This window comes from Mycolicibacterium smegmatis, from assembly GCF_001457595.1.
Lineage (GTDB): Bacteria > Actinomycetota > Actinomycetes > Mycobacteriales > Mycobacteriaceae > Mycobacterium > Mycobacterium smegmatis.
On the sequence record NZ_LN831039.1, the window covers coordinates 4,408,417 to 4,433,985 of the forward strand.

The window sequence follows — 25,569 nt, forward strand, 5'->3', positions numbered from 1 at the left end:
CGCCTAACAAGGAGCGGAAGTTGACCACCGAGTTCGTGCGCCAGGATCTGGCCCAAAACTCCAGCACCGCAGCAGAACCCGACCGGGTCCGGGTGATCCGTGAAGGTGTCGCGTCCTACCTGCCGGACATCGACACCGAGGAGACCGCTGAGTGGCTCGAATCCTTCGACGAGCTGCTGGAACGTTCCGGCCCTGCGCGTGCCCGTTATCTGATGCTGCGTTTGCTCGAACGCGCCGGCGAGCAGCGTGTCGCGATCCCGGCGCTGACGTCCACCGATTACGTGAACACCATCCCCACCGAGCTGGAACCGTGGTTCCCCGGTGACGAGGACGTCGAGCGGCGCTACCGCGCCTGGATCCGGTGGAACGCCGCGATCATGGTGCACCGCGCTCAGCGTCCGGGAGTCGGTGTGGGCGGTCATATTTCGACGTACGCATCGTCGGCGACGCTGTACGAGGTCGGCTTCAACCACTTCTTCCGCGGCAAGAGCCATCCCGGCGGCGGGGATCATGTGTTCATCCAGGGGCACGCCTCCCCCGGCATCTACGCCCGCGCGTTCCTGGAAGGCCGGCTCACAACCGACCAACTGGATGGTTTCCGCCAGGAGCACAGCCACTCCGGCGGCGGCCTGCCGTCGTACCCGCACCCCCGGCTCATGCCGGACTTCTGGGAGTTCCCGACGGTGTCGATGGGGCTGGGCCCCATGAACGCCATCTACCAGGCGCGGTTCAACCACTACCTGCACGACCGGGGTATCAAGGACACCTCCGACCAGCACGTGTGGGCGTTCCTCGGCGACGGCGAGATGGACGAACCGGAGTCGCGCGGCCTGATCCAGGTGGCCGCCAACGAGGCGCTGGACAACCTGACGTTCGTCATCAACTGCAACCTGCAGCGTCTCGACGGCCCGGTGCGCGGCAACGGCAAGATCATCCAGGAACTGGAGTCGTTCTTCCGCGGCGCGGGCTGGAACGTCATCAAGGTCGTGTGGGGCCGCGAGTGGGACGTGCTGCTGCACGCCGACCGCGACGGGGCACTGGTCAACCTCATGAACTCCACGCCCGACGGTGACTACCAGACCTACAAGGCCAACGACGGCGCGTACGTGCGCGACCACTTCTTCGGGCGCGATCCGCGCACCAAGGCACTGGTGGCCGACATGTCCGACCAGGAGATCTGGAATCTCAAGCGCGGCGGCCACGACTACCGCAAGGTGTACGCCGCCTACCGCGCCGCGATGGAGCACAAGGGGCAGCCGACGGTCATCCTGGCCAAGACCATCAAGGGCTACACGCTGGGGCAGCACTTCGAGGGCCGCAACGCCACGCACCAGATGAAAAAGCTTGCGCTGGAAGACCTCAAGAACTTCCGCGACGTCACCCGCGTGCCGGTCAGCGACGCCCAGCTCGAAGAGGACCCCTACCTGCCGCCGTACTACCACCCCGGTCCGGAGGCGCCCGAGATCCGTTATCTGCTGGAGCGCCGCCGCGCGCTCGGCGGGTTCGTGCCGTCGCGTCGCACCAAGAGCAAGCCGTTGGCCCTGCCGGGCAGCGACACCTACAAGGCGCTCAAGAAGGGTTCGGGCTCGCAGGCCGTCGCCACCACCATGGCGACCGTGCGGACGTTCAAGGAGCTGTTGCGCGACAAGAACATCGGGCCGCGCATCGTGCCGATCATCCCCGACGAGGCGCGCACGTTCGGTATGGACTCGTGGTTCCCGAGCCTGAAGATCTACAACCGCAACGGGCAGCTGTACACGTCGGTGGACTCCGAACTGATGCTGGCCTACAAGGAATCCGAGGTCGGCCAGATCCTGCACGAGGGCATCAACGAGGCCGGGTCGACGTCGTCGTTCACCGCGGTGGGCACGTCGTACTCGACGCACGACGAGCCGATGATCCCGATCTACATCTTCTATTCGATGTTCGGTTTCCAGCGCACCGGCGACGGCCTGTGGGCCGCAGCCGATCAGATGGCCCGCGGGTTCGTGCTCGGCGCGACGGCCGGGCGCACCACGCTGACCGGTGAGGGCCTGCAGCACGCCGACGGGCACTCGCTGCTGCTGGCGTCGACCAACCCGGCCGCGGTCACCTACGACCCGGCGTTCGCCTACGAGATCGCGCACATCATCGAGAGCGGTCTGCAGCGCATGTACGGCGAGGATCCGGAGAACGTGTTCTTCTACCTCACCATCTACAACGAGCCGTATCAGCAGCCTGCCGAGCCCGAGAACCTCGACGTCGAGGCGCTGCTGAAGGGCTTGTACCTGTACCGGCCTGCCCCGGAGAAGCGCGCCAAGAGCGCGCAGATCCTGGCCTCCGGTGTGGCGATGCCCGAGGCGCTGCGCGCGGCCGACCTGCTCGCGTCGGACTGGGATGTCGCCGCCGACGTGTGGTCGGTGACCAGCTGGGGCGAGCTCAACCGCGAGGGCGTGGCGATCGAGAAGCACCGTCTGCGTCATCCCGACGAGCCCGCCGGCACGCCCCACGTGACCAGCGCGCTGGCCGACGCGGCCGGTCCGGTGATCGCGGTGTCCGACTGGATGCGGGCGGTGCCCGAGCAGATCCGCCCGTGGGTGCCCGGCACCTACGTCACGCTCGGTACCGACGGCTTCGGCTTCTCCGACACCCGGCCCGCCGCGCGCCGGTACTTCAACACCGACGCCGAGTCGGTCGTGGTGGCGGTCCTGCAGGGCCTGGCGCGCGACGGCGAGATCGACGCGTCGGTCGCGGCCCAGGCGGCCGAGCAGTACCGCATCGACGATGTGTCCGCCGCGGGCGTGTCCTACGCCGACACCGGCAGCGCCTGATCCGGCCACAGTGAGCAGCCACCGGCACACGCCGGTGGCTGTTTGCTTGCGGGCACTTGGAGGAATCCGCCAGAAAACAGGCGTAGGTTTTAGGAATGCCCGACAATCGGTTCGTTCCGCCGAAGTCCACGGTCGAGGTGCTTGAGGCCGTGCCCGACTCGCTGCTGCGCCGGTTGAAGCAGTACTCGGGCCGGCTGGCCACCGAGGCCGTGCACGCCATGGAGCAGCGGTTGCCGTTCTTCGCCGAGCTCGACGCGTCGCAGCGCGCCAGCGTGCAGCTCGTGGTGCAGACCGCCGTCGTCAACTTCGTCGAGTGGATGCGCAACCCCGAGAGCAACGTGGGCTACACCGCGCAGGCGTTCGAGGTGGTGCCGCAGGATCTGCGGCGGCGTGTCGCACTGCGGCAGTCGGTGGAGATGGTGCGCACGTCCATGGAGTTCTTCGAGGAGGCCGTGCCGCTGCTGGCACGGTCCGAGGAACAGCTCACCGCCCTGACCGCGGGCATCCTGCGCTACAGCCGCGATCTGGCGTTCGCCGCGGCCAGCGCGTACGCCGATCAGGCCGAGGCCCGCGGCGCCTGGGACATCCGCATGGAGGCCAACATCGTCGACGCCGTGGTCCGCGGCGACACCGGCCCCGAACTGCAGTCACAGGCCGCCGCGCTCAACTGGGACGCGACCGCGCCCGCGACGGTGATCGTGGGCCTGCCGCGCGCCGACCGGATCGAGATGGCGCGCGACGACGTGCACGCCGTCGTGCGCCGCAACGATCGCGCCGCGCTGTCCGACGTCCACGGGACGTGGCTGGTGACGATCGTGTCTGGCCCACTGTCGGCGACCGACCGGTTCCTGGCCGACCTGATGTCGGTGTTCGCCGACGGGCCTGTGGTGATCGGGCCGACGACCCCGACACTGACCGCGGCGCATCGCAGTGCGACAGAAGCGATCTCGGGGATGAACGCGGTGGCCGGGTGGCCGAGCGCGCCGCGTCCGGTATCGGCGCGCGAACTGTTGCCCGAGCGTGCGCTGCTGGGTGACGCCGATGCGGTCACGGCCCTGGAGACCGAGGTGATGCGACCGCTGGCCGACGCCGGGCCTGCCCTCACCGAGACGCTGGACGCGTTCCTGGACTCCGGCGGCGCGATTGAAGCTTGCGCACGCAAATTGTTCGTTCATCCAAATACGGTTCGCTACCGTCTGCGGCGTATCGCGGACTTCACCGGGCGCGATCCGGCGGTGCCCCGGGACGCCTATGTGTTGCGGGTGGCGTCGACCGTGGGACGGCTGAGCAAACACGCATACCGAGCGAGCACGATAAACAGCGCGGTCAGCGTGGTGCCGACCATCAGGCCGGCGACGTCGGCCGGGTCACGGGGTACGTGACGTCACGCGATGGGGTGAGGTACGGATCACAGATCGCGGCGCGGTATCGACGAGGTCGCATCACATGCACTTTTGTGGAGAACCTACAAAAACATAAGACAAGGTTCATAATCTCTTACACCGCGCAAACCCGTCTTCACAGTGTTCTCTTAATGACGTGCCTCAAGGACCCGTGCTCGCATTGCTCGCCCCTGGACAGGGCTCGCAGACGCCCGGCATGCTCACCCCCTGGTTGGAGCTGCCCGGTGCTGCTGACCGTCTGGCCGCCTGGTCGCAGATCAGCGGTCTGGACCTGACCACGCTGGGCACCACCGCGACGGCCGAGGAGATCACCGACACCGCGGTGACCCAGCCGCTCGTGGTCGCCGCCACCCTGCTGGCGCACGAAGAACTCACCAAGCGCGGGCACAGCGCCGCGGAGACGATTGTCGCAGGCCACTCGGTCGGCGAGATCGCCGCGTACGCCATCGCCGGTGTCATCTCCGCCGACGACGCCGTCAAGCTCGCCGCGACCCGCGGCGCCGAGATGGCCAAGGCCTGCGCGGTCGAGCCCACCGGTATGGCCGCGGTGCTCGGCGGCGACGAGGCTGAGGTGCTGGCGCGTCTCGAGGCCCTCGACCTCGTCCCGGCCAACCGCAACGCGGCCGGGCAGATCGTCGCCGCGGGCGCGGTCGCCGCGCTCGACAAGCTCGCCGAGGATCCGCCGGCCAAGGCCCGCGTGCGTAAGCTGGCGACGGCGGGTGCGTTCCACACCCACTACATGGCATCGGCGCTCGACGGTTACGCCGCGGCCGCGCAGTCTGTAACGACCAGCGAGCCGACCGCGACACTACTGTCGAACGCGGATGGTCAGCCGGTGGCTTCGGCCGCCGATGCGATGGAGAAGCTCGTCGCACAACTCACCAAGCCGGTGCGCTGGGATCTGTGCACCGCCACGCTGCGTGATCGCTTCCAGAATGCGGAGTCCGCCGGGATCGTCGAGTTCCCGCCGGCCGGCACGCTGGTGGGCATCGCCAAGCGTGAACTGAAGGGCACGCCGACGCGCGCCATCAAGTCCCCAGAAGACCTGGACGGTCTGGACCAGCTGTAGGTCCGGCAAACCGCACGACAAACGTCCGGAATGAACCCCTCCACAGCCGGAGGGGCATCAACAACAACGAAGGAGCCACTGTGGCCGCCACCCAGGAAGAAATCATCGCCGGTCTCGCCGAGATCATCGAAGAGGTCACCGGTATCGAGCCGTCCGAGGTCACCCCGGAGAAGTCGTTCGTCGACGACCTGGACATCGACTCGCTGTCGATGGTCGAGATCGCGGTGCAGACCGAGGACAAGTACGGCGTGAAGATCCCGGACGAGGATCTGGCCGGTCTGCGCACCGTGGGCGACGTGGTTGCCTACATCCAGAAGCTCGAGGAAGAGAACCCCGAGGCCGCTGCTGCCCTGCGTGAGAAGTTCGCGGCAGACCAGTGACCAGGCCTTCCACTGCCAACGGCGGTTACCCCAATGTGGTGGTGACCGCCGTCACGGCGACGACGTCGATCGCGCCGGACATCGAGAGCACGTGGAAGGGCCTGCTGGCCGGCGAGAGCGGTATCCGCGTCCTCGAAGACGAGTTCGTCACCAAGTGGGACCTGCCGGTGCGTATCGGCGGGCACCTGGTCGACAACATCGACGATCACATGACCCGTCTGGACATGCGCCGCATGTCCTACGTCCAGCGCATGTCGAAGTTCCTCAGCAAGCAGCTGTGGGAGAACGCAGGCGCGCCTGAGGTCGATCCGGACCGCTTCGCGGTCGTGATCGGCACCGGGCTCGGCGGCGGCGAGAAGATCGTCGAGACGTACGACGCGATGAACGAGGGTGGCCCCCGCAAGGTGTCGCCGCTCGCGGTGCAGATGATCATGCCCAACGGCGCGGCAGCCGTCGTCGGGCTCGAACTCGGCGCCCGCGCCGGTGTCATCACGCCGGTGTCGGCCTGCTCGTCCGGTTCGGAGGCCATCGCGCACGCGTGGCGTCAGATCGTCATGGGCGACGCCGATTTCGCGGTCTGCGGTGGTGTCGAAGGCGGTATCGAGGCGTTGCCCATCGCGGCGTTCTCGATGATGCGCGCGATGAGCACCCGCAACGATGATCCGCAGGGCGCGTCGCGTCCGTTCGACAAGGACCGCGACGGCTTCGTGTTCGGCGAGGCAGGCGCGATGATGATCATCGAGACCGAGGAGCACGCCAAGGCGCGCGGCGCCAAGCCGCTGGCGCGTCTGATGGGTGCGGGCATCACGTCCGACGCGTTCCACATGGTGGCCCCGGCCGCCGACGGTCTGCGTGCCGGTCAGGCGATGAAGCGTGCGATGGAGACCGCGGGCCTCGATCCCAAGGACATCGACCACGTCAACGCCCACGCCACCGCCACCCCGATCGGGGACACCGCCGAGGCCAACGCCCTCCGGGTTGCCGGTGTGGAACACGCCGCGGTGTACGCCCCCAAGTCCGCGCTCGGCCACTCCATCGGTGCGGTCGGTGCGCTGGAATCGATCCTCACGGTCCTGGCTCTCCGCGACGGCGTCATCCCCCCGACGCTGAACTACGAGACCCCGGATCCCGAGATCGATCTCGATATCGTTGCAGGTGAGCCTCGGTACGGCGAATACAAGTACGCCATCAACAACTCGTTCGGGTTCGGCGGCCACAATGTGGCTCTGGCATTCGGGCGTTACTGAGTCTCGGTAAAGGAAAGAATCGCGTAAATATGGCGGCACTGTCCACGGGGAACGGGCTTCCCAACGTGGTCGTCACCGGCGTTGCGATGACGACAGCGCTGGCGACGGATGCGGAAAGCACCTGGAAGAAGCTGCTCGACGGCCAGAGCGGTATCCGTACGCTCACGGATCCGTTCGTCGAGGAGTACAACCTGCCGGTTCGTATCGGCGGACATCTCCTGGAGGAGTTCGATTCCGAACTGACGCGGGTCGAACTGCGCCGGTTGTCATATTTGCAGAAGATGGCGACGGTGCTCGGCCGCCGGGTCTGGGCCAATGCCGGCTCCCCGGAGGTCGACGCCCGCCGTCTCATGGTGTCGATGGGCACCGGCCTCGGTTCCACCGAGGAACTCGTGTTCGCCTACGACGGCATGCGGTCCAAGGGCCTGCGCGCGGTGTCCCCGTTGGTGGTGCAGATGTACATGCCCAACGGCGCCGCGGCCGCGATCGGTCTGGAACGGCAGGCCAAGGCCGGTGTGTGCACGTCGATCTCGGCCTGCGCCTCGGGTTCGGAGGCCATCGCCAACGCGTGGCGCAACATCGTGCTCGGTGAGGCCGACATCGCCATCTGCGGTGGTGTCGAGACCAAGATCGAAGCCGTGCCGATCGCGGGCTTCGCGCAGATGCGGATCGTGCTGTCCAACAGCAACGACGATCCGGAGGGCGCCTGCAAGCCGTTCGACAAGGACCGCAACGGTTTCGTGTTCGGCGAGGCCGGTGCGCTCATGGTCATCGAGACCGAGGAGCACGCCAAGGCGCGCGGCGCCAACATCCTGGGCCGGCTGATGGGTGCGAGCGTCACCTCGGACGGCTACCACATCGTGGCGCCGGATCCCAATGGTGAGCAGGCCGGTTACGCCATGACCCGCGCGATCGAACTCGCGGGTCTGAAACCCACGGACATCGACCACGTCAACGCGCATGCGACCGGCACCAATGTCGGCGACGTGGCCGAGAGCAAGGCAATCAACAATGCGATGGGCGGCCACAAGCCTGCGGTGTACGCACCGAAGGGCGCGCTCGGCCACTCGGTCGGCGCGGTCGGCGCGGTCGAATCCATCCTGACGGTCCTGGCGTTGCGGGATGGAATCATCCCGCCGACGCGCAACCTGAACAACCTGGATCCGGAAATCGATCTGGATGTTGTCGCCGGGGAGCCACGACAGGGCGATTACAAGTACGCGATCAACAATTCGTTCGGATTCGGTGGGCACAATGTCGCGCTCGCCTTCGGAAAGTACTGATACTCAACCGAGTTGAATGTTTCTTCGAGGCCGTCAGCCGCAAGTCCGACGGGCTACAGGAGGTTTGTATGACGATCATGGCCCCCGAGGCGGCTGCCGAATCACTCGATCCGCGCGACCCGCTGCTGCGCCTGAGCACGTTCTTCGACGACGGCTCGGTCGAACTTCTCCACGAGCGTGACCGCTCCGGTGTGCTGGCCGCGGCCGGCACCGTCAACGGCGTGCGCACCGTCGCCTTCTGCACCGACGGCACCGTCATGGGTGGCGCCATGGGTGTCGAGGGCTGCGCGCACATCGTCGACGCGTACGACACCGCGATCGAGGAGCAGAGCCCCATCGTGGGCATCTGGCACTCCGGTGGTGCACGACTGGCCGAAGGCGTCAAGGCGCTGCACGCGGTCGGTCTGATGTTCGAGGCCATGATCCGGGCGTCGGGCTACGTCCCGCAGATCTCGGTGGTCGTCGGCTTCGCCGCGGGCGGCGCGGCCTATGGCCCGGCGCTCACCGACGTCATCGTCATGGCGCCCGACAGCAAGATTTTCGTCACCGGCCCCGACGTGGTGCGCAGCGTGACCGGCGAGGACGTCGACATGGTGTCGCTCGGCGGCCCGGAGGCTCACCACAAGAAGTCCGGTGTGTGCCACATCGTCGCCGACGACGAGCTCGACGCGTACGAGCGCGGCCGCCGCCTGGTCGGATTGTTCTGCCAGCAGGGCCATTTCGACCGCAGCAAGGCCGAGGCCGGCGACTCCGACCTGCACGCGCTGCTGCCGGACTCCGCGCGTCGCGCCTACGATGTGCACCCTCTGGTGCACGCTCTGCTGGACGAAGGCGTGCCCTTCGAGGAGTTCCAGGCCAAGTGGGCCCCGTCGATCGTGGTCGGCCTGGGCCGGCTCGCGGGGCGCACCATCGGTGTCATCGCCAACAACCCGCTGCGTCTCGGCGGCTGCCTGAACTCCGAGAGCGCCGAGAAGTCAGCGCGTTTCGTGCGCCTGTGCGACGCGTTCGGCATCCCGCTGGTGGTCATCGTCGACGTGCCCGGCTACCTGCCCGGTGTGGATCAGGAATGGGGCGGCGTCGTGCGCCGCGGCGCGAAGCTGCTGCACGCGTTCGGCGAGTCGACCGTCCCCCGCGTCACCCTGGTGACCCGGAAGATCTACGGCGGCGCCTACATCGCGATGAACTCGCGCTCGCTCAACGCCACCAAGGTGTTCGCGTGGCCGGACGCCGAGGTCGCCGTCATGGGCGCCAAGGCCGCCGTCGGCATCCTGCACAAGAAGAAGCTGGCCGCGGTCGAGGATCCCGCCGAGCGCGAGGCCCTGCACGAGCAGTTGGCGGTCGAGCACGAGAAGATCGCCGGCGGTGTGGATTCCGCGATCGAGATCGGTGTGGTCGACGAGAAGATCGACCCGTCACACACCCGCAGCAAGCTCACCGAGGCTCTTGCCGAGGCCCCGCACCGCCGTGGTCGCCACAAGAACATCCCGCTGTAACTTCTCAGCGCGAACAGACGCAAAACTGCTCCTTTTCACGCGAAAAGGAGCAGTTTTGCGTCTGGTGGGCAGGCTTACCGGGTGGTGTAACCGCCGTTGGTGAACAGCGTCTGGCCGTTGATCCAGTGCCCTTCGTCGGCGAGGAACACCGCCAGCGGGGCGATGTCGCCGATATCGGTCAGGCGGTTGCCCATGGCCTGGGACTTGTGGAACTCGACGCGCTCGGGGGTCTCCTCGGGGTAGAAGAACGGCGTGTCCATCGGCCCGGGCGCGATGTTGTTGACGTTGATCCCCCGCACCCCGAACTCCTTCGACGCCGCGCGCGTGAAGTGCTCGACGGGACTCTTCGACCCCGCATAGGTGGAGTAGCCGTCGGTGTAGGCCGCGAGCAGCGATGTCACGATCGTGGTGATCGACCCGTTGTCGTTGAGACGTTTGCCCGCCTGCTGCAGGAAGAAGTAGGCGGCCTTGGAGTTGATGTCGAACATCGAATCGTATTCGGCCTCGGTGGTTTCGGCGATCGGCTTGCGCAGCACCTTGCCGACGGTGTTGATCGCGATGTCCACACCGCCGAACGCGTCGATCGCCGTGTCGAAGAGCTTCTCGACATTGGCCGGCACGGTCAGGTCACCCTGCACCTTGACGGCTTTGACCCCCGCGTCCTGCACCGCGGCAACGGTCTTGTCGGCATCGGCCTCGGTGGACGCGCTGTTGTAGTGCACTGCGACGTTGACACCCCTCGAAGCCAACGTCGTGCTGATCAACCCGCCGAGGTTCTTGGCCCCGGCAGCTACCACTGCGGACTTACCTTCCAATTTGCTCATGGTCCGTACGCTAGCTCCGCCGCTCACAGCAGAGAAACACAAAATCTCGACTATTTGACAAGCAACGCTTGTATAGCCTGATCGAGTGACGGATCAAATGCCTGATCTTCGACGGTTGCGTCAATTCGTCGCAGTGGCCGACGCCGGCAGCGTGACGGCCGCAGCCGCGGCGCTGCACCTTAGCCAGCAAGCGCTGAGCAGCTCGATACAGCAACTTGAGAAACAGCTCGGCGCGACGCTGTTCCACCGGGAGGGACGCCGCTTGCGCCTCACGCGCGCCGGCGAGGTGCTCCTGGTCGAAGGGCGACCGCTGCTGGCTGCCGCACACACCATCGCCGCGCGTGTCGAGCAGACCGCCCACCGTGCCGACGAGGCCTACGTCATCGGCCACACCCCCGCGCTCAGCGGTATCGAGGCCTATACGCACGTCGAACGCGCCATCACCGCGTTCCCGGACGTGTCGTTCACCTTCCGCCAGTTCTATCCCGACGCCCTCGTCGAGGCCGTGCTCGACGGCACCGTGCACCTGGGGCTGCGCCGGGGCGTGGTGCCCACCAGCGCGGTCGCCACGGCGGTGCTGGGCTTCGACCGTGTCCGCCTCGCCCTGCCGCGCGACCACCGCCTGGCGGGCAAAGCTTCCGTCGACATCAGCGACGTTGCCGGCGAACGCATCGCGTTGTGGGCGCCACCCGGCGCGTCGTACTACAGCGACTTCCTCATGGGAGCGTGCCGCCGCGCCGGCTTCGAACCCGACTACGTCGTCAGTCGCGTGCAGGGCGCGGCCACCGTGGCCGCCCCGCTGACCACCGACGCCATCGCGTTCGTCACCGCACCCGCAGGCGCGGCGATGGACGGCCGTGTTGTCGTGGTCGACCTGCAGCCCGAACTGCTCGTCGGCGCACAGGCGTTGTGGCAGCGCCACACCCACTCGGCCATCCGCGACATGTTGCTCGCCGACGGCCGGCGCGATTCACATGACGAGATCCAGGCATGCGTACGCGACGAGGCCGCTGATGATGCTCAACGTCAGGTTCTTCCACCGCAAGGACACGACAAGGGCGGCCGCGCCGGCCAACGTCGCGGGTGAGACCGGTTGGATGCGACCGTCGCCGATCAGCAGCGAGAACGCGGCCGTCTCGAAGATGCTGACGCCGTTGTGGGTTCCCGCCAAACCGGCCACCGCTGCGAACGGGCGATCCGATGAGCAAGGGCAGCATCGCCACGCATCCGGAGCGCAGTGCGCCCCCTGGCCGTCCCACTGGTGCCGCTTCTCCCCTCGCCTCTGCCATCCCACACGCGTACCGGGGCGGCAGAGAACTTTCAGCCGATCCTGGCGAGCACCTCCGTCGCCGCGGCGAGTGCACGCTCGCGGTCCTCGGTGACCAGTCCGATGCGGGTGCGCCGGTCGAGGATGTCGTCGACGGTCATCGCGCCCTCGTGCGTCACGGCGTACTCGAATTCGGCTCGTGTGACGTCGATTCCGTCGGCCACCGGTTCGACCGGACGCGCACACGTCGCCTGGGCGATGACGTTGTGCGCCTCGGCGCCGTAGCGCGCCACCAGAGATCCGGGGAGTTCGACCTGCGCGCGCAGCGTGGTCACCGGGTTCGCGGGTGCACCGACGAGCGGCAGGTTGCGCGTGCGGCACTCCCCCGCGTCGAGCCCACGCAGTGCGACCGCACGGTCCAGCACGTCCTCTGCCATGTACCGGTATTCGGTGAGTTTGCCGCCGACCACGCTCAGCACACCGTCGGGCGATTCGACCACGGCGTGCTCGCGCGACAGGTCTGCGGTGCGGCCTTCGCCCGCGTCGATCAGCGGGCGCAGCCCTGCGTAGGTGCCGCGCACATCGGCGGGCGTCAGCGTGGTGGCCAGTGCGGTGTTGACGGTGTCGAGCAGAAACGAGATCTCGGCCGGGGTGGCCTGCGGCACATCGGGTATCGGCCCTGGCGCGTCCTCGTCGGTGAGTCCCAGGTAGATACGGCCGAGTTGTTCGGGCATCGCGAACACGAACCGGTTGAGCTCACCGGGGATCGGAATGGTCAGCGCCGCAGTGGGGTTGCCGAACGCGGCGGCGTCGAACACCAGGTGTGTGCCGCGACTGGGACGCAGCCTGATCGTCGGGTCCACCTGGCCCGCCCACACCCCGGCAGCGTTGATCACCACGCGTGCGCGCACGTCGAAAGACGACCCGGTGCGGTGGTCGGTGAGCCGCACCGACTCCTCGGTCGCGTGATCGGCGGATACACGGGTGAGGATGCGTGCGCCGTGCTGGGCCGCGGTGCGGGCCACCGCGACCACCAGGCGCGCGTCGTCGACCAGTTGGCCGTCGTAGGCGAGGAAACCACCCTCGAGGCCGTCGGTGCGGACGGTGGGGGCCATCGCCACGGCACGCGCGGCGTCGATGCGGCGCGAGCGTGGCAGTGTGGCGGCGCTGGTGCCCGCGAGCTTGCGCAGACCGTCGCCGGCGAGGAATCCGGTGCGGATCAACGCTCGGGATGCCCGGTTCATCGACGGCAACAGCGGCACGAGCTGCGGCATGGCCTTGACGAGGTGAGGGGCGTTGCGGCCCATGAGGATTCCGCGTTCGACGGCGCTGCGGCGGGCGATGCCGACGTTGCCGGTCGCGAGGTAGCGCAGACCGCCGTGTACCAGCTTGGAGCTCCAGCGGCTTGTGCCGAACGCCAGGTCGTGTTTCTCGACCAGCGCGACGCGCAGCCCGCGGGTCGCGGCATCCAGCGCGATGCCGGCACCGGTGATGCCTCCCCCGATCACCAGGACGTCGACGTGTTCTCCGGCGGCGAGCGTGTCGAGTTCGGCGGCGCGCCGTTCGGCGTTCAGCGCCGTGCGGCTCGCAGCGCCCTGCGACGCGGTCACGGCTTGAGGTATCCGTTCAGCGAGTACGCCAACTCCCGTGCGAGCGCGTCGGCGTCGAGGATGGGCGCAACCATCTGCGCGGACTGGATGGCCGACTGCGTGATCAGCAGGCACATGGTGGCCAGCTGGCGCGCATCCCCGGCGCGCACGCTGCCGCCCTCCTGGGCGATCTTGATCTCCCCGGCGACCGCGTCGATGAGGATCTGCTGGCTGGTGCCCAGGCGCTCGGCGATGTAGACCATCGCGACGTCCGGCGCGGTGTGCAGCACGGCCATGATCACCTCGTCGTGGCGCAGGCGCTCGGCCACCGCGACGATGCGGCGCACGAGTGCCTCCCGCCCCCGCGCATCCGATTCGACCTCGTCGAGCACGCGCACGATCCGGGCCGTGAGCAGCGCCGCGAGTATCGACCGCGTATCGGGGAAGCGTCGATAGACGGTGGGTCTGCTGACGCCGGCACGTCGCGCGATCTCGGCCAGTGTCACGCGGTCGACGCCGAACGCCATCACGCAGCTGGCCGCGGCCTCGAGAATCCGCTCGCCGAGCGATTCACCCGCATCGTCGTTACTGATTGACACCATGTGTAATACTGTAACGCATGACGCGACCCGCCGAGCGGTTACTGCCCCCGATGAAGTGGAACGCCTGGGGTGACCCGCAGGCGGCCAAGCCGCTGTCCGACGGCATCCGGGCCCTGCTGCAGCAGGCACTGGGGGTCACCGACTCCCCCGCGCAGATCTCGCCCGAAGACATCACGCTGCGCCCCTCGGCGCTCACCGCCGCGGACCGCGACGCGTTGGCCGCCGTCGTCGGCGAGCAGTACTGCCGCACCGACGACACCGCGCGCCTGCTGCACGCGGGTGGCAAGTCGACGCTGGATCTCCTGCGCCGCAACACTTCCGGCGTCCAGGACGCACCCGATGCGATCCTGCTGCCCGGCGACGAGGACGCCGTGGCCGCGATCCTGCGGTACTGCACCGAGCACCGCATCGCGATCGTCCCGTTCGGCGGCGGCACCAGCGTCGTCGGCGGCCTCGATCCGCTGCGCGGCGAATTCGGCGCCGTGGTCTCACTGGACCTGCGTCGCCTCGACGCCCTGCACCACCTCGACGAGATCTCGGGTGAAGCCGAACTCGGCGCGGGCGTGACGGGCCCGCAGGCCGAGGAACTGCTCGGCGCGCATGGCTTCTCGCTCGGGCATTTCCCGCAGAGCTTCCAGTTCGCCACCATCGGCGGGTTCGCGGCGACACGGTCGTCGGGCCAGAACTCCGCGGGGTACGGCCGGTTCGACGACATGGTCCGTGGACTGCGCGCGGTGACCCCTGCCGGTGTGCTCGACCTCGGCCGCGCGCCGGCCTCGGCAGCAGGCCCGGATCTGCGCCAACTGCTGCTCGGGTCCGAGGGCGTGTTCGGCGTCATCACCCGGGTGCGGGTGCGCGTGCACCCGGTGCCAGAGTCGACGCGGTACGAGGCGTGGTCGTTCCCCGATTTCGCCACGGGCGCAGACGCATTGCGCGCCGTGGTGCAGACCGGCACCGGCCCGACGGTGATCCGCCTGTCCGACGAGGCCGAGACCGGCGTCAACCTCGCCACCACGGACAACATCGGCGAGCAGTCGATCACAGGCGGATGCCTGGCAGTCACGGTGTTCGAGGGATCCCCCGAACACACCGCCAGCAGGCACGCCGAGACCCGCGCCCTGCTCGAACGCCTCGGCGGCACCTCGCTGGGCGAGGTCCCCGCCAGGGCGTGGGAACACGGGCGGTTCGGGGCGCCCTATCTGCGCGATTCCTTGCTGGCCGCGGGAGCGTTGTGCGAGACCCTGGAGACCGCCACCAACTGGTCCAATGTCGCGGCGCTCAAAACCGCTGTGACAGAAGCGCTGACGGCGACCCTTGCCGAATCCGGGACGCAGGCACTGGTGCTGTGCCACATTTCGCATGTGTACCCGACAGGCGCGTCGTTGTATTTCACCGTCGTCGCCGCACAGCGCGGCGACGCCGCCGAACAGTGGCGCAAGGCGAAAACCGCGGCCTCCGAGGCCATGGTGCGCAACGGCGCAACCATCACACACCACCACGCGGTCGGCGCCGATCACCGCCCGTGGATGACCGAAGAGGTCGGCGATCTCGGCGTCGCGGTGCTGCGCGCGGTCAAGGCCACATTGGACCCCGCCGGAATCCTCAACCCGGGCAAGCTGATTCCGTGACCGGCCGCGTCACCGTCCTGACCAATCCGATGTCGGGGCACGGCAACGCGCCGCACGCCGCCGAACGTGCCGTGGTGCGACTTCAGCAGCGCGGTGTCGACGTCACCGCGATCGTGGGCCGCGACGCCAGACACGCCCGTGAACTCGTGCGCGAGCATCTCGACCGCGGCACCGACGCGCTCGTGGTGGTCGGCGGTGACGGCGTGATCGGTTTGGCGCTGCAGGAGTTGGCGGGCACCGATGTTCCGCTGGGTATCGTCCCGGCGGGCACAGGTAACGACCACGCCCGCGAATACCGCATCCCCACCGGCGATCCCGAGGCCGCGGCCGACGTCATCGCCGACGGGCACACCCGCACCGTTGACCTGGGCCGCATCGACGCCGACGACGGCACCCGCCGGTGGTTCGGCACGGTCGTCGCCACCGGGTTCGACTCACTGGTCAGCGACCGCGCCAACCGGATGTCCTGGCCGCACGGACGAATGCGTTACAACCTCGCGATGGTGGCCGAGCTGTCGAAGCTGCGGCTCCTGCCGTTCCGGCTGTCGTTCGACGGCGGGGATGCCGAGGACCACGCGCTCACCATGACCGCGATCGGCAACACCCGCAGTTACGGCGGCGGAATGCTGATCTGCCCCGGCGCCGATCCCACCGACGGCCTGCTCGACATCACGATGATCGCCTCGGCCTCACGGTCACGCCTGATCCGGTTGTTCCCGACGGTCTTCAAGGGCACGCACGTGAACCTCGACACCGTCACCACCCGGCGCGCGAGAAGCGTGCGCGTCGAATGCCCGGGTATCAACGCCTACGCCGACGGGGATTTCGCGGCGCCACTGCCCGCCACTATCACCGCGGTCCCCGGGGCGCTGAAGATTTTGACGTCAGCCCCCGGCTGACGCGAGAGCGACGAAAACGTCGCCACACCACGCGTGCGGCGACGTTTTCGTCGATCTCGGTGAAGTTCTAGCCCACGCCCCGGTTGAGCCAGGTCATCTCGCCGGTGTCGCCACCGTTGCGGAAGGGCTCCAGGGACTCGTCCCACGCGGTGCCGAGCACGGTGTCGAGTTCGGCCGCGAGCATGTCGGCGCCGCCTGCCATCAGCGAGCGCAGCCGCATCTCGCCGACCATCACGTCGCCGTTGGCGCTCATGACGCCGCTCCACAGGCCGAGCTGCGGGGTGTGGCACCAACGGTGCCCGTCGACCCCCGCGCTGGGATCCTCGGTGACCTCGAACCTCAGCACGGACCAGGACCGCAGGGCGTTGGCCAACTGCGCTCCGGTGCCTACCGGTCCAACCCAGTTGGTGACCGCGCGGAGTTGGCCGGGCATGGCCGGTTGCGGGGTCCACTTCAGGTTGGCCCTCGCCGACAGGGTCGACGACAACGCCCACTCGACATGCGGGCATACCGCCGCGGGTGAGGCATGGATGTACACCACACCTGTCGCCGCGTCGGCGAACTGATTCGACGCACGCATTTGCTACTCCTTCGGCTCCACGAGGGACGTCTTCCCCAACGGCCTTGCGAAACCGGTCGAGCAAGCAAACGACTATGCGTTGTGCCTTGCGTGTCTATTGTGCCTTGTGAGACGCATGTTGCGCTAGTGTGTCCCGATTTCTCTCAGCACACCATCAGAGATCGCCGGCCACAGCGGGTACGTCCAGTCCCCGAAGTCACGGTCGGTGAGCACCAAAAGGGCCAGGTCAGCGACCGGATCGACCCACAGGAACGTGCCGGATTGGCCGAAATGGCCGAACGTGCGCGGCGAGTTGCTCGACCCCGTCCAGTGCGGCGTCTTGCCGTCGCGGATCTCGAACCCCAGGCCCCAGTCATTCGGCCGCTGCGAGCCGAATCCCGGCAACACGCCGTTGACACCCGGGAACTGCACGGAGGTGGCCTCGTCGTGCATCTGCTGGGAAACCAGCGCGGGTCGCAGCAGGTCACCGGCGAACCGCGCCAGGTCCGAGACGGTCGAGGTGACCCCGAAGCCCGCCGCGTCGGCACCGCCCAGCAACTTCGACGTCGACATCCCGAGCGGCTCGAACACGGCCTCGGTCAGATACCGGCCGAACTCGATCTCCGCGGCGTCCTCGATCGCATGCGCCAGCAACCCGAATCCGAAGTTCGAGTACACGCGCCGCTGCCCCACCTGCGCCACGGTGTCCGCGGAGTTCATCGCGACGCCGGAGGTGTGCGCCAGCAGGTGGCGCACCGTCGAGCCGTCGGGCCCGGCCGGGGTGTCGAGTTCGACGACGCCCTCCTCGATCGCGACCTGCGCCGCGCGTGCCACCAACAGCTTGGTCACCGACGCCAACGCGAAAGGTTTCGCGTCGTCGCCGTGGGTGGCCAGCACCCCGGACGGCCCGATCACCGCTGCGGCGGCCGTCGGCACCGGCCACTCGTCGATCACCTTCAGTGCTTCACTCACGCTCACCGCACTGGATGCTACTGGGCGCCAACGAGTGGCCGGGCGGTCACCGCTTGCGTGCGACGTAGTAGTAGTTGATGGGGTCGGTGTCGATCTCGCGGACGACGATGTCGTCGAACCCGGCGTCGGCCAGCATCGAAGTGGCGAGCTCACGCCCCCACACCGTGCCCAGCCCGTCGCCGTCGAGGGCCAGCGACACGGTCATGCAGTGCAGTGTCGACACCGTGTACAGGTACGGCGCGAACGGCACGCCGATGTTGTTCTCCACGTGGGTCGACGCCTTGATGTCGACCATGAGGAACACCCCGCCCGGGCGCAGGGCCCGGTGGATGTTCTCCAGGACCCGCGCCGGATGCGCCTGGTCGTGGATGGCGTCGAACGCGGTGATGACGTCATAGGCCTCGGTCTCGTCGAGTTCGGCGACGTCACGCGCGATGAACGTGGCGTTGTCCAGGCCCAGACGCTGCGCCTCGTCGCGTCCGGTGGCCAGACCCTCCTCGGAGAAGTCGATGCCGGTGCACCGGCTGGCGGGAAAGGCCTGTGCGATCACGTTCACCGCATGCCCGCTGCCGCAGCCGATGTCGGCCAGATCCGCTCCGGCCTGCAGGCGGTCGACGAGACCGCTGGCCATCGGCAGGATGACGTCGATCAGGGCGGCGTCGAACACCTCACCGCTCTGCTCGGCCATCAGCCGGTGAAAGCGCGGATATTCGCTGTAGGGCAGGCCGCCGCCGTGGCGGAAGCGGTCGACGATCTTCTGTTCGACCTCGGCCAGCAGGGGGATGAACTGTGCGACGCGCGCGAGGTTGTCGGGGCCGGCCGCGCGGGTCAGCATCGCGGCCCGGTGTTCAGGCAGGTGGTAGGTGCGCTCGTCGGGCGCGTACTCGATCACCTTCGCGGCGACCAGGCCGCCGAGCCACTCGCGTACGTAGCGTTCGTTGAGGCCGGCAGCGTCGGCGATCTGGGTGCTGGTGGCCGGCGGCAGTGACCGCATGGTGTCGAACAGGCCGGTCTGGTGCCCGATCGACAACAGGATCGCCGTGCTGGCGCTGTCGAGGCATTCGACCACGCGTGCGGCGAAGTCCTCGGTGGTGTCGGGGGTGGGTGAAGTGGTGGTTGACACGGTTACCTCGTCGAGGTTCACATCTAGCGTCGTCATGCCCGAGACGCTATGGCCGGGACGCCCACCCCGACATCGGCCGAATGATGCGTTCGTGCCGACGCGAGATGGCGTAAATGATGTACGGCCCTCGGATGTGCCCGGTTCAATTGTCTTTTCGCACCACTCCGTTCTGGTAGGCCCAGGTGACCGCGGCCGTACGGCTCGACACGCCGAGCTTGGTGTAGATGTTGGCCAGGTGCCTGCCCACGGTCTTGTCGCTGATGACGAACTGGTGGGCGACCTGACGATTGGTGGCCCCGCCTGCGATCGCGCGCAGCACCTCGATCTCGCGGCGCGTCAACCCACCGGGGCTGGCCCGGCCGCACACGCCACTGGGCTGCACGGCCAGTTGCTCGTAGATGTTCTCGGCCGTCGCGATGTCGGTATCGGCCGCAGTGTCGTCGCCGAGTCCCCTGTGCGCCAGCGCCATCCACTCGTACACCTCGGCGATGTCGTAACGCTCCTGCTGCAGCCGGTACTCGCGCAGCGCGGCGCCGAGGTTGTCCAATGCCGCTTCGAACTCGCCGCGACGCACCAGCACCGCGCCGCGGGCATGCGCGGCCCAGCCCCGGTATCCCGGCGTGGCGAAAGCCTCGGCGCCGGCGGCAAGTTGGTCACAGTACCGCTGCGCCTCGCCGATGTCGTCACGCGCCAGGGCCACCACCACGGCCGCACGCAGCAGCCGCATGCGGTCCAGCGGACCGGCGCCGGCCAGCGCGACGCGCAGGTCGGTCCATGCCTTGCGACTCTGCCCCACGCTGCAGTGCAGCAGCGCCTCGCCGGGCTGGGGATCCTTTCCGAGCGAACGCGCCTTGGCGAACGCCGCCAGCGCCCCCTCGGTGTCCCCGCGCAACCGCCGGACCTCACCGAGCTGATAGAAACCCTCGGCGCCCACCCATGAGTTGACGTCCTCCAACGCCGTACTCGCGCTGAACAATTGGTCTTCGAGCCGGCGATAGTCGTCGTCGGCGGCGGCCAGTTGCAGCCGGTGCACGTCGCACACCCGGTAGAACGGCGAGGCCGAGTGGACGTCGCACCAGCGCTCCATGGACTGCGTCCACGCGCGCATCCTGGGGTGGTCGGCGAGCTTGTGGCACAGGTTCAGCACCACGCAGTAGATGTCGCCGGCCCACTCGACGCGCACGTGTCCGGCCAGCAGCGGCAGCAACGCCTCGTCGACCAGGGCGTAGCCGTCGGCCACGCGGCCCTGGTGTAGCGCGGCGATCGCCTGCGACACCAACGACAACGATTCCAGCGCCGGATCCTCGACGCTGTCGCACAAATGCCGCACCGCCTCGGCGCGGCGCGCCAACTCCTCAGGGTCCTGTTCGGCCACCGCGAGTACGACATCCAGGTACGCCAGATAGCAGTGCGTCGGCCCGGTCGGGGCGCCTGTGAGCAGCCGACGCGCCCGGTTCATCCACCCCTGCGCAATGTTGAGATCACCCCGCGTCAGCCACTCCAGGGCGATGTCGACGGCCTTCGTCGCCGCCGTCGCCGGATCACGGCGCACAAGTTGCCCGTACACCCGTTCGGCGAGCCGGACGGCCTCGCGGCTGTGCCCCAGCCGCCAGGCCGTGGTGGCATAGGCATCGAGATCGTCCAGCGTCATCGGGCCGATCGCCTCGGCCCGCAGATACGCCTGATAGGCCGCGGCCCATTCGGCGCGCGAGTGTGCTGCCCGCGCCTCCAGCAACGCGGGATGATCCGATGCCCGCCCAACCGAACCTGTCGCCGTCGTCATTGCTGCCCACGGTATTACGGGCTCGGGTCATGCGGCAGTAAACGGCAACTCTGATAGCAGGTTCGGGTGCTCACCGCTAGGTTGTAACCATGCCTCAGACTGTGCGCGGTGTGATTTCTCGGAGTAAGCAGCAACCCGTCGAGTTGGTGGACATCGTGATCCCGGATCCCGGTCCGGGCGAGGTGGTGGTCGACATCATCGCGTGCGGGGTATGCCACACGGACCTGACCTACCGCGAGGGTGGGATCAACGACGAGTTCCCGTTCCTGTTGGGCCATGAGGCCGCAGGCACCGTGGAAGCAGTCGGTGAGGGCGTCACCAACGTCGCGCCCGGTGACTTCGTGATCCTGAACTGGCGCGCGGTGTGTGGACAGTGCCGCGCCTGTAAGCGGGGGCGTCCCCACCTATGCTTCGACACGTTCAACGCCACCCAGAAGATGACGCTGACCGACGGCACCGAACTCACCCCGGCCCTGGGCATCGGCGCGTTCGCCGACAAGACCCTGGTGCACGAGGGCCAGTGCACCAAGGTCGACGCCGACGCCGACCCGGCCGTGGCCGGCCTTCTGGGTTGCGGCGTCATGGCCGGCATCGGCGCGGCCATCAACACCGGCGCGGTCACGCGCGACGACACCGTTGCCGTGATCGGCTGCGGCGGTGTCGGTGACGCCGCCATCGCCGGGGCGGCCCTGGTCGGGGCGAAAAAGATCATCGCCGTCGACATGGACAACAAAAAGCTCGACTGGGCCCGCGAATTCGGCGCCACCCACACGGTCAACGCCAAAGACCTCGACGCGGTGGAGACCATCCAGGACCTCACCGACGGATTCGGCGCCGACGTCGTCATCGACGCGGTCGGGCGCCCGGAAACCTGGAAGCAGGCCTTCTACGCGCGCGATCTCGCGGGCACCGTGGTGCTGGTCGGTGTGCCCACCCCGGACATGAAACTGGAGATGCCGCTGATCGACTTCTTCTCCCGCGGCGGGTCGTTGAAGTCCTCCTGGTACGGCGATTGTCTGCCCGAACGCGACTTCCCCACCCTGATCTCGCTGTACCTGCAGGGCCGCCTGCCGCTGGAGAAGTTCGTCTCCGAACGCATCGGCCTGGACGGCATCGAGGATGCCTTCCACAAGATGCACGCCGGTGAGGTGCTGCGCTCCGTGGTGGTGTTGGACCGATGAGCGCTTGCGCGAAGAGGAGATCAGCATGACCGGGCCTGCGCAGATCCAGCGGGTCGTCACCAGCGGCACGTTCAGCCTCGACGGCGGCACCTGGGACGTCGACAACAACATCTGGCTCGTCGGCGACGACAACGACGTGATCGTGTTCGACGCCGCCCACACCGCCGCGCCCATCGTCGACGCGGTGGCCGGGCGCAACGTGGTCGCGGTGATCTGCACACACGGGCTCAACGACCACATCACCGTCGCGCCCGATCTCGCCGTGGCCCTGGACGCCCCCGTGCTGCTGCACCCCGCTGACGACATGCTGTGGCGAGACATCCACCCGGACAAGGAGTTCCGTGCCGTCGAGGACGGCCTGGTGCTCAAGGCGGGCGAGATCGAGGTGCATGCCCTGCACACCCCCGGGCACTCGCCGGGTTCGGTGTGCTGGTCGATCCCCGAACTGAACGCCGTGATCTCCGGGGACACCCTGTTCCAGGGCGGCCCGGGTGCCACCGGGCGCTCCTACTCGGATTTCCCGACCATCCTCGATTCCATCAAGAACCGCCTCGGTCTGCTGCCCGCCGAAACCGTGGTCTACACCGGCCACGGCGACACCACCACCATCGGCGGCGAACTCGTCAACTACGACGACTGGGTCAAGCGCGGCCACTGAGTTCTGCGGGCCGTCGCACCTCGCACACCGCGAGCACCGCGCGGTGCACCGCGAGCTCCGCGCGTTGCACCGTGAGCTCCGCGAGTTGCACCGTGAGCTCCGCGAGTTGCACCGCGAGCGTGCGTGTCTGCACCTCACCACGCCGTGAAATCTCAGCAGTGCACGCGCCCTCGGCAGCGACGAGCGTGCGCGAACTGCTGACGAAAGGCGGCGTGTCGACATGCAGACGCGCCCGCTCGCGGTGCCTTGGTGCCTTGCTGCCTTGGTGCCTTGCTGCCTTGGTGCCAGGTGCCAGGTGGGGTTCTGATCACCGTGAGCCAGGACCTATGCGTGGCTCGACCAGAACCGCATAGTGGCGTGCATGACGACTTCGAGTGGGCGTACCGCAGCGATCATCGGTGCCGGGCAGACCGGCGTCACCGCGGCATTGGGCTTGCTGGACAAGGGTTTCGACGTCACGATCTACAGCGATCGCGACCAGAAGAGCCTGCGCGACGCCGTGCCCGCCACGGGCACGGCGCTCATATTCGGTGAGGCGCAGCGCGCTGAGGAGTCGCTGGGGCTCAACACCTACCTCGCGACCGGGCCCACCTCCACCGGGCAGAGCGTGCGCGTGCTCAACCCGCAGAGCAGCACGCCCGAAGAGGTCGCGTTCGACGCGTCGTTCTCCGGCTTCCGGGGCATCGCGGTGGACACGCGCCTCAAGGCCGACGACCGGCTCACGCTGTTCCGGCAGCGCGGCGGAAACTTCGTGGTCGAACCGGTCGACCCGGCGCGACTCGACGCGATCGCCGGGTCGGTGGATCTCACGCTGGTCGCCACGGGCCGTGGTGGCCTGTCGCAGCTGTTCCCGATCGATCCGCGGCACACGGCCTACGACCGTCCCCAGCGCACGCTGCTGACCGTCATGCTCACCGGATTGCCGTTCGGGCAAGAGATTTTCGCGCACCGCAGCGCCGAGGGCAGCGCGCACAACGCGTTCACCGTGGTCACCGATCAGGGCGAGGCGTATCTGGGTGGTTTCCTGCACAAGGACATCGGCCCGGCGTGGGCGTTCCTCGGCTGGGCGCGCCCCGGCAGCGACTGGGAGCGCCGGTTCTCCGCGGCCGACGGCCCGGCGAGCGCCCTGGACGTCGTCAACGACCTGTACCGCGACTACATCGACTGGGACGCCGCCGAGGTGAGCGCGCTGAGGGTGATCGAGGACGATCCGCACTCGTGGCTCAAGGGCGCGGTGACCCAGGTGGTGCGCGCGGGCGTCGGGCGCACAGCGAGCGGACATCCGGTGGCTGCCCTCGGCGACACCGCGGTGTCCTACGACCCGATCGCCGGCCAGGGCGCGCAGGGTGGGCTGATCCAGGCCGCCGACCTGGTGCACAAGGCCGCCGCGCACGACGGACCGTTCGACGAGGCATGGCTGCAGGCGGCGTTCGACGAGTTCTACGCCCGACGGGCGCGCGGCGCCCAGCTGGTGACGCGGCTGTTCCTCGCCGATCCGGAGTTCGCCGAGCACGGCGGGTTGTTCTTCGCGGCGGCGAGCGCGAGCAGCCGGTTCGCGTCGAACCTGTTCGGCCTGCTGGATGATCCACGACGGTTCGAGCACGCGGCGGCCTCGGCGGATGCGGCCAAGGAGCTGATCACCGAGTTCGCCGGGGAACCGGCCGACGACGTGCTGGCCCGCTTCGTGCCTGCGGGCGAGTTCGAGCGGTCGCGCCTGGCGGTGCCGGCGATCTAGCTGTCGAGGATCCGGCGCTTCTCGGCCTCGAACTCCTCCTGGGTGAGCGCGCCGGAGTCCCGCAACGCCGCAATGGTTTTGAGCTGTTCGATGCGGATCGCGTGATCGGTGGGCTGGTAGCTGTACCCGCGCTCCGACGGTCCACCGATGTTGATGGTGTGCTCGCCGAGTTCGACCGCTTCGACAGGCTCGAAGCGCTCGCCCGATCCGAGGAACCGCGGTCGTCTCTCGGCGCGCCTGAGCCACATCGCACTCGCGGCCAGCGCCGCCAGCGAGGCCGCGAACACGCCGGCGAACATCCAGACCAGCCACCAGTGCCTGCTGGGATATCCGAACGCCAGGCGCGGATTGATGTAGCCCCGCACGTCACCGTCGACGCGGACCTGGTACACGGCGGGCTCGGCGACCTGCATCATCCACACCCGCACATGTGCGTCGTTGTTCACCGTGGTTGTAGCGCCGGGGCTTTCGGTGACGGTCGGCATCGCGGCGCCGGGTGGCGCCTGCACGTGGAGCTCCAGCGCAGGCACCGGCAGGCCGCCTTCGGAGTCGGTCACCCAGGTGTGGAAACTCACCGACACCTCGCCGGCCGGCAACTCCACGCTGCCGCTTCCCGGAATCGGCACCTCGCCGTAGGCGTCGAACTTGTCGAAGAACAGCGCGTTGAGGATCAGCGCGACGACGAATCCGACGATGCCGATGACCACAGCACACCCGGACAGCACCACCGCGACACGCGGTATCGCCCGGCTGCTGTTCATGGCGGAAGTGTGTCATGGTCGCCTCGCCTGCGACTACCGTCGTGGGTGTCCAGCAACGCCGAGGAGGTGCCATGGCCCGCGACGAGGTGGCGACGACCACCGCCGAACCACGGCCCGCGCTGCGCTATTGGGTGGCGCTGATCCTCGTCGCCCTCGCCGCGGTGTTCGTCGTCCAGAACCGCGCGCGGGTGGACATCCACGTGCTGTGGGTGACCGTCGATTCGCCGATGTGGTTCATCTTGGTCATCATTTTCGTCGTGGGAATGCTCATCGGTCTGCTGTTGCGCCGGCGGCGGGGATAGC

Annotated in this window: 23 protein-coding genes; 14 read left to right on the plus strand and 9 right to left on the minus strand. The window is 68.1% G+C overall.

What is annotated here, in order from left to right; genetic code table 11:
* The first annotated feature begins 20 nt into the window (after positions 1-20).
* The 7 genes from aceE to AT701_RS21180 all read left to right on the plus strand — a co-directional run bounded on the left by aceE (position 21) and on the right by AT701_RS21180 (position 9,685).
* A complete protein-coding gene (gene aceE / locus AT701_RS21150) occupies positions 21-2,810 on the plus strand; it encodes a pyruvate dehydrogenase (acetyl-transferring), homodimeric type (RefSeq protein ID WP_011729733.1) in 2,790 nt (929 codons plus the stop codon).
* Between the two features lie 95 nt (positions 2,811-2,905).
* A complete protein-coding gene (locus AT701_RS21155) occupies positions 2,906-4,192 on the plus strand; it encodes a PucR family transcriptional regulator (protein WP_011729734.1) in 1,287 nt (428 codons plus the stop codon).
* Positions 4,193-4,364: 172 nt separating this feature from the next.
* Positions 4,365-5,282: an ACP S-malonyltransferase gene (locus AT701_RS21160; RefSeq protein ID WP_014878004.1), complete on the plus strand. Its 918-nt coding sequence runs from the start codon at positions 4,365-4,367 to the stop codon at positions 5,280-5,282.
* Between the two features lie 80 nt (positions 5,283-5,362).
* Positions 5,363-5,662 carry a meromycolate extension acyl carrier protein AcpM gene (gene acpM, locus AT701_RS21165; RefSeq protein WP_003895721.1) on the plus strand — a complete coding sequence of 100 codons (300 nt, stop codon included), beginning with the start codon at positions 5,363-5,365 and terminating at the stop codon, positions 5,660-5,662.
* Positions 5,659-6,909 carry a 3-oxoacyl-ACP synthase KasA gene (gene kasA, locus AT701_RS21170; RefSeq protein WP_011729736.1) on the plus strand — a complete coding sequence of 417 codons (1,251 nt, stop codon included), beginning with the start codon at positions 5,659-5,661 and terminating at the stop codon, positions 6,907-6,909. The genes acpM and kasA overlap by 4 nt, the downstream gene beginning before the upstream one ends.
* Before the next feature lie 29 nt (positions 6,910-6,938).
* The gene (kasB, locus tag AT701_RS21175; protein WP_011729737.1) at positions 6,939-8,192 is read left to right on the plus strand and encodes a 3-oxoacyl-ACP synthase KasB; all 1,254 of its coding nucleotides are present in this window, start codon (positions 6,939-6,941) and stop codon (positions 8,190-8,192) included.
* Between the two features lie 68 nt (positions 8,193-8,260).
* Positions 8,261-9,685 carry an acyl-CoA carboxylase subunit beta gene (locus AT701_RS21180; RefSeq protein WP_011729738.1) on the plus strand — a complete coding sequence of 475 codons (1,425 nt, stop codon included), beginning with the start codon at positions 8,261-8,263 and terminating at the stop codon, positions 9,683-9,685.
* 74 nt (positions 9,686-9,759) lie between these two features.
* Here AT701_RS21180 and AT701_RS21185 read toward each other — a convergent pair whose 3' ends face one another.
* Complete coding sequence (locus AT701_RS21185; RefSeq protein ID WP_011729739.1) at positions 9,760-10,509, minus strand: SDR family oxidoreductase; 750 nt, start codon at positions 10,507-10,509, stop codon at positions 9,760-9,762.
* Positions 10,510-10,606: 97 nt separating this feature from the next.
* On the opposite strand from AT701_RS21185, the gene AT701_RS21190 reads away from it, so the two are divergent.
* The gene (locus tag AT701_RS21190) at positions 10,607-11,596 is read left to right on the plus strand and encodes a LysR family transcriptional regulator (protein ID WP_003895726.1); all 990 of its coding nucleotides are present in this window, start codon (positions 10,607-10,609) and stop codon (positions 11,594-11,596) included.
* 233 nt (positions 11,597-11,829) lie between these two features.
* On the opposite strand, the gene AT701_RS21195 is transcribed toward AT701_RS21190, so the two are convergent.
* Together AT701_RS21195 and AT701_RS21200 are read right to left on the minus strand one after the other, a co-directional pair.
* On the minus strand, positions 11,830-13,386 hold the full coding sequence (locus AT701_RS21195) for a glycerol-3-phosphate dehydrogenase/oxidase (RefSeq protein ID WP_011729740.1): 1,557 nt from the start codon (positions 13,384-13,386) through the stop codon (positions 11,830-11,832).
* Positions 13,383-13,967, minus strand: a complete 585-nt coding sequence (locus AT701_RS21200; protein ID WP_003895728.1) for a TetR/AcrR family transcriptional regulator — start codon at positions 13,965-13,967, stop codon at positions 13,383-13,385. The genes AT701_RS21195 and AT701_RS21200 overlap by 4 nt, the downstream gene beginning before the upstream one ends.
* 50 nt (positions 13,968-14,017) lie before the next feature.
* Here AT701_RS21200 and AT701_RS21205 point away from each other — a divergent pair, with 50 nt between their 5' ends.
* Both AT701_RS21205 and AT701_RS21210 read left to right on the plus strand, forming a co-directional pair.
* Entirely contained in the window at positions 14,018-15,595 is a 1,578-nt protein-coding gene (locus AT701_RS21205; protein WP_011729741.1) for an FAD-binding oxidoreductase, read from the plus strand.
* A complete protein-coding gene (locus tag AT701_RS21210; RefSeq protein WP_011729742.1) occupies positions 15,592-16,494 on the plus strand; it encodes a diacylglycerol kinase in 903 nt (300 codons plus the stop codon). Before AT701_RS21205 ends, AT701_RS21210 begins: the two co-directional genes overlap by 4 nt.
* Positions 16,495-16,561: 67 nt before the next feature.
* Here AT701_RS21210 and AT701_RS21215 read toward each other — a convergent pair whose 3' ends face one another.
* From AT701_RS21215 to AT701_RS21230, 4 genes are all read right to left on the minus strand, one after another.
* Positions 16,562-17,074 carry a DUF3145 domain-containing protein gene (locus tag AT701_RS21215; RefSeq protein WP_011729743.1) on the minus strand — a complete coding sequence of 171 codons (513 nt, stop codon included), beginning with the start codon at positions 17,072-17,074 and terminating at the stop codon, positions 16,562-16,564.
* A 123-nt stretch (positions 17,075-17,197) separates the two neighbouring features.
* A complete protein-coding gene (locus AT701_RS21220; protein ID WP_014878005.1) occupies positions 17,198-18,031 on the minus strand; it encodes a serine hydrolase domain-containing protein in 834 nt (277 codons plus the stop codon).
* A gap of 40 nt (positions 18,032-18,071) precedes the next feature.
* Positions 18,072-19,184, minus strand: coding sequence for a class I SAM-dependent methyltransferase (locus tag AT701_RS21225; protein WP_223495700.1), 1,113 nt, complete (start codon positions 19,182-19,184; stop codon positions 18,072-18,074).
* A 106-nt stretch (positions 19,185-19,290) separates the two neighbouring features.
* On the minus strand, positions 19,291-20,931 hold the full coding sequence (locus AT701_RS21230) for a LuxR C-terminal-related transcriptional regulator (RefSeq protein ID WP_011729746.1): 1,641 nt from the start codon (positions 20,929-20,931) through the stop codon (positions 19,291-19,293).
* 89 nt (positions 20,932-21,020) lie between these two features.
* Between AT701_RS21230 and AT701_RS21235 the strand changes: the two genes are divergently transcribed.
* Both AT701_RS21235 and AT701_RS21240 read left to right on the plus strand, forming a co-directional pair.
* Positions 21,021-22,112: an S-(hydroxymethyl)mycothiol dehydrogenase gene (locus tag AT701_RS21235; protein WP_011729747.1), complete on the plus strand. Its 1,092-nt coding sequence runs from the start codon at positions 21,021-21,023 to the stop codon at positions 22,110-22,112.
* 25 nt (positions 22,113-22,137) lie between these two features.
* A complete protein-coding gene (locus AT701_RS21240; RefSeq protein ID WP_058127694.1) occupies positions 22,138-22,770 on the plus strand; it encodes an MBL fold metallo-hydrolase in 633 nt (210 codons plus the stop codon).
* Here the strand turns inward: AT701_RS21240 and AT701_RS35285 are convergent.
* Positions 22,754-22,903 carry a hypothetical protein gene (locus AT701_RS35285; protein WP_011729748.1) on the minus strand — a complete coding sequence of 50 codons (150 nt, stop codon included), beginning with the start codon at positions 22,901-22,903 and terminating at the stop codon, positions 22,754-22,756. The two genes, AT701_RS21240 and AT701_RS35285, sit on opposite strands and share 17 nt — an antisense overlap.
* Positions 22,904-23,131: 228 nt before the next feature.
* On the opposite strand from AT701_RS35285, the gene AT701_RS21250 reads away from it, so the two are divergent.
* The gene (locus AT701_RS21250) at positions 23,132-24,505 is read left to right on the plus strand and encodes a styrene monooxygenase/indole monooxygenase family protein (protein ID WP_058126537.1); all 1,374 of its coding nucleotides are present in this window, start codon (positions 23,132-23,134) and stop codon (positions 24,503-24,505) included.
* On the opposite strand, the gene AT701_RS21255 is transcribed toward AT701_RS21250, so the two are convergent.
* A complete protein-coding gene (locus AT701_RS21255; RefSeq protein ID WP_011729750.1) occupies positions 24,502-25,266 on the minus strand; it encodes an SHOCT domain-containing protein in 765 nt (254 codons plus the stop codon). The two genes, AT701_RS21250 and AT701_RS21255, sit on opposite strands and share 4 nt — an antisense overlap.
* 71 nt (positions 25,267-25,337) lie before the next feature.
* On the opposite strand from AT701_RS21255, the gene AT701_RS21260 reads away from it, so the two are divergent.
* Positions 25,338-25,568, plus strand: coding sequence for a LapA family protein (locus AT701_RS21260; protein ID WP_038557959.1), 231 nt, complete (start codon positions 25,338-25,340; stop codon positions 25,566-25,568).
* Position 25,569: the final 1 nt, after the last annotated feature.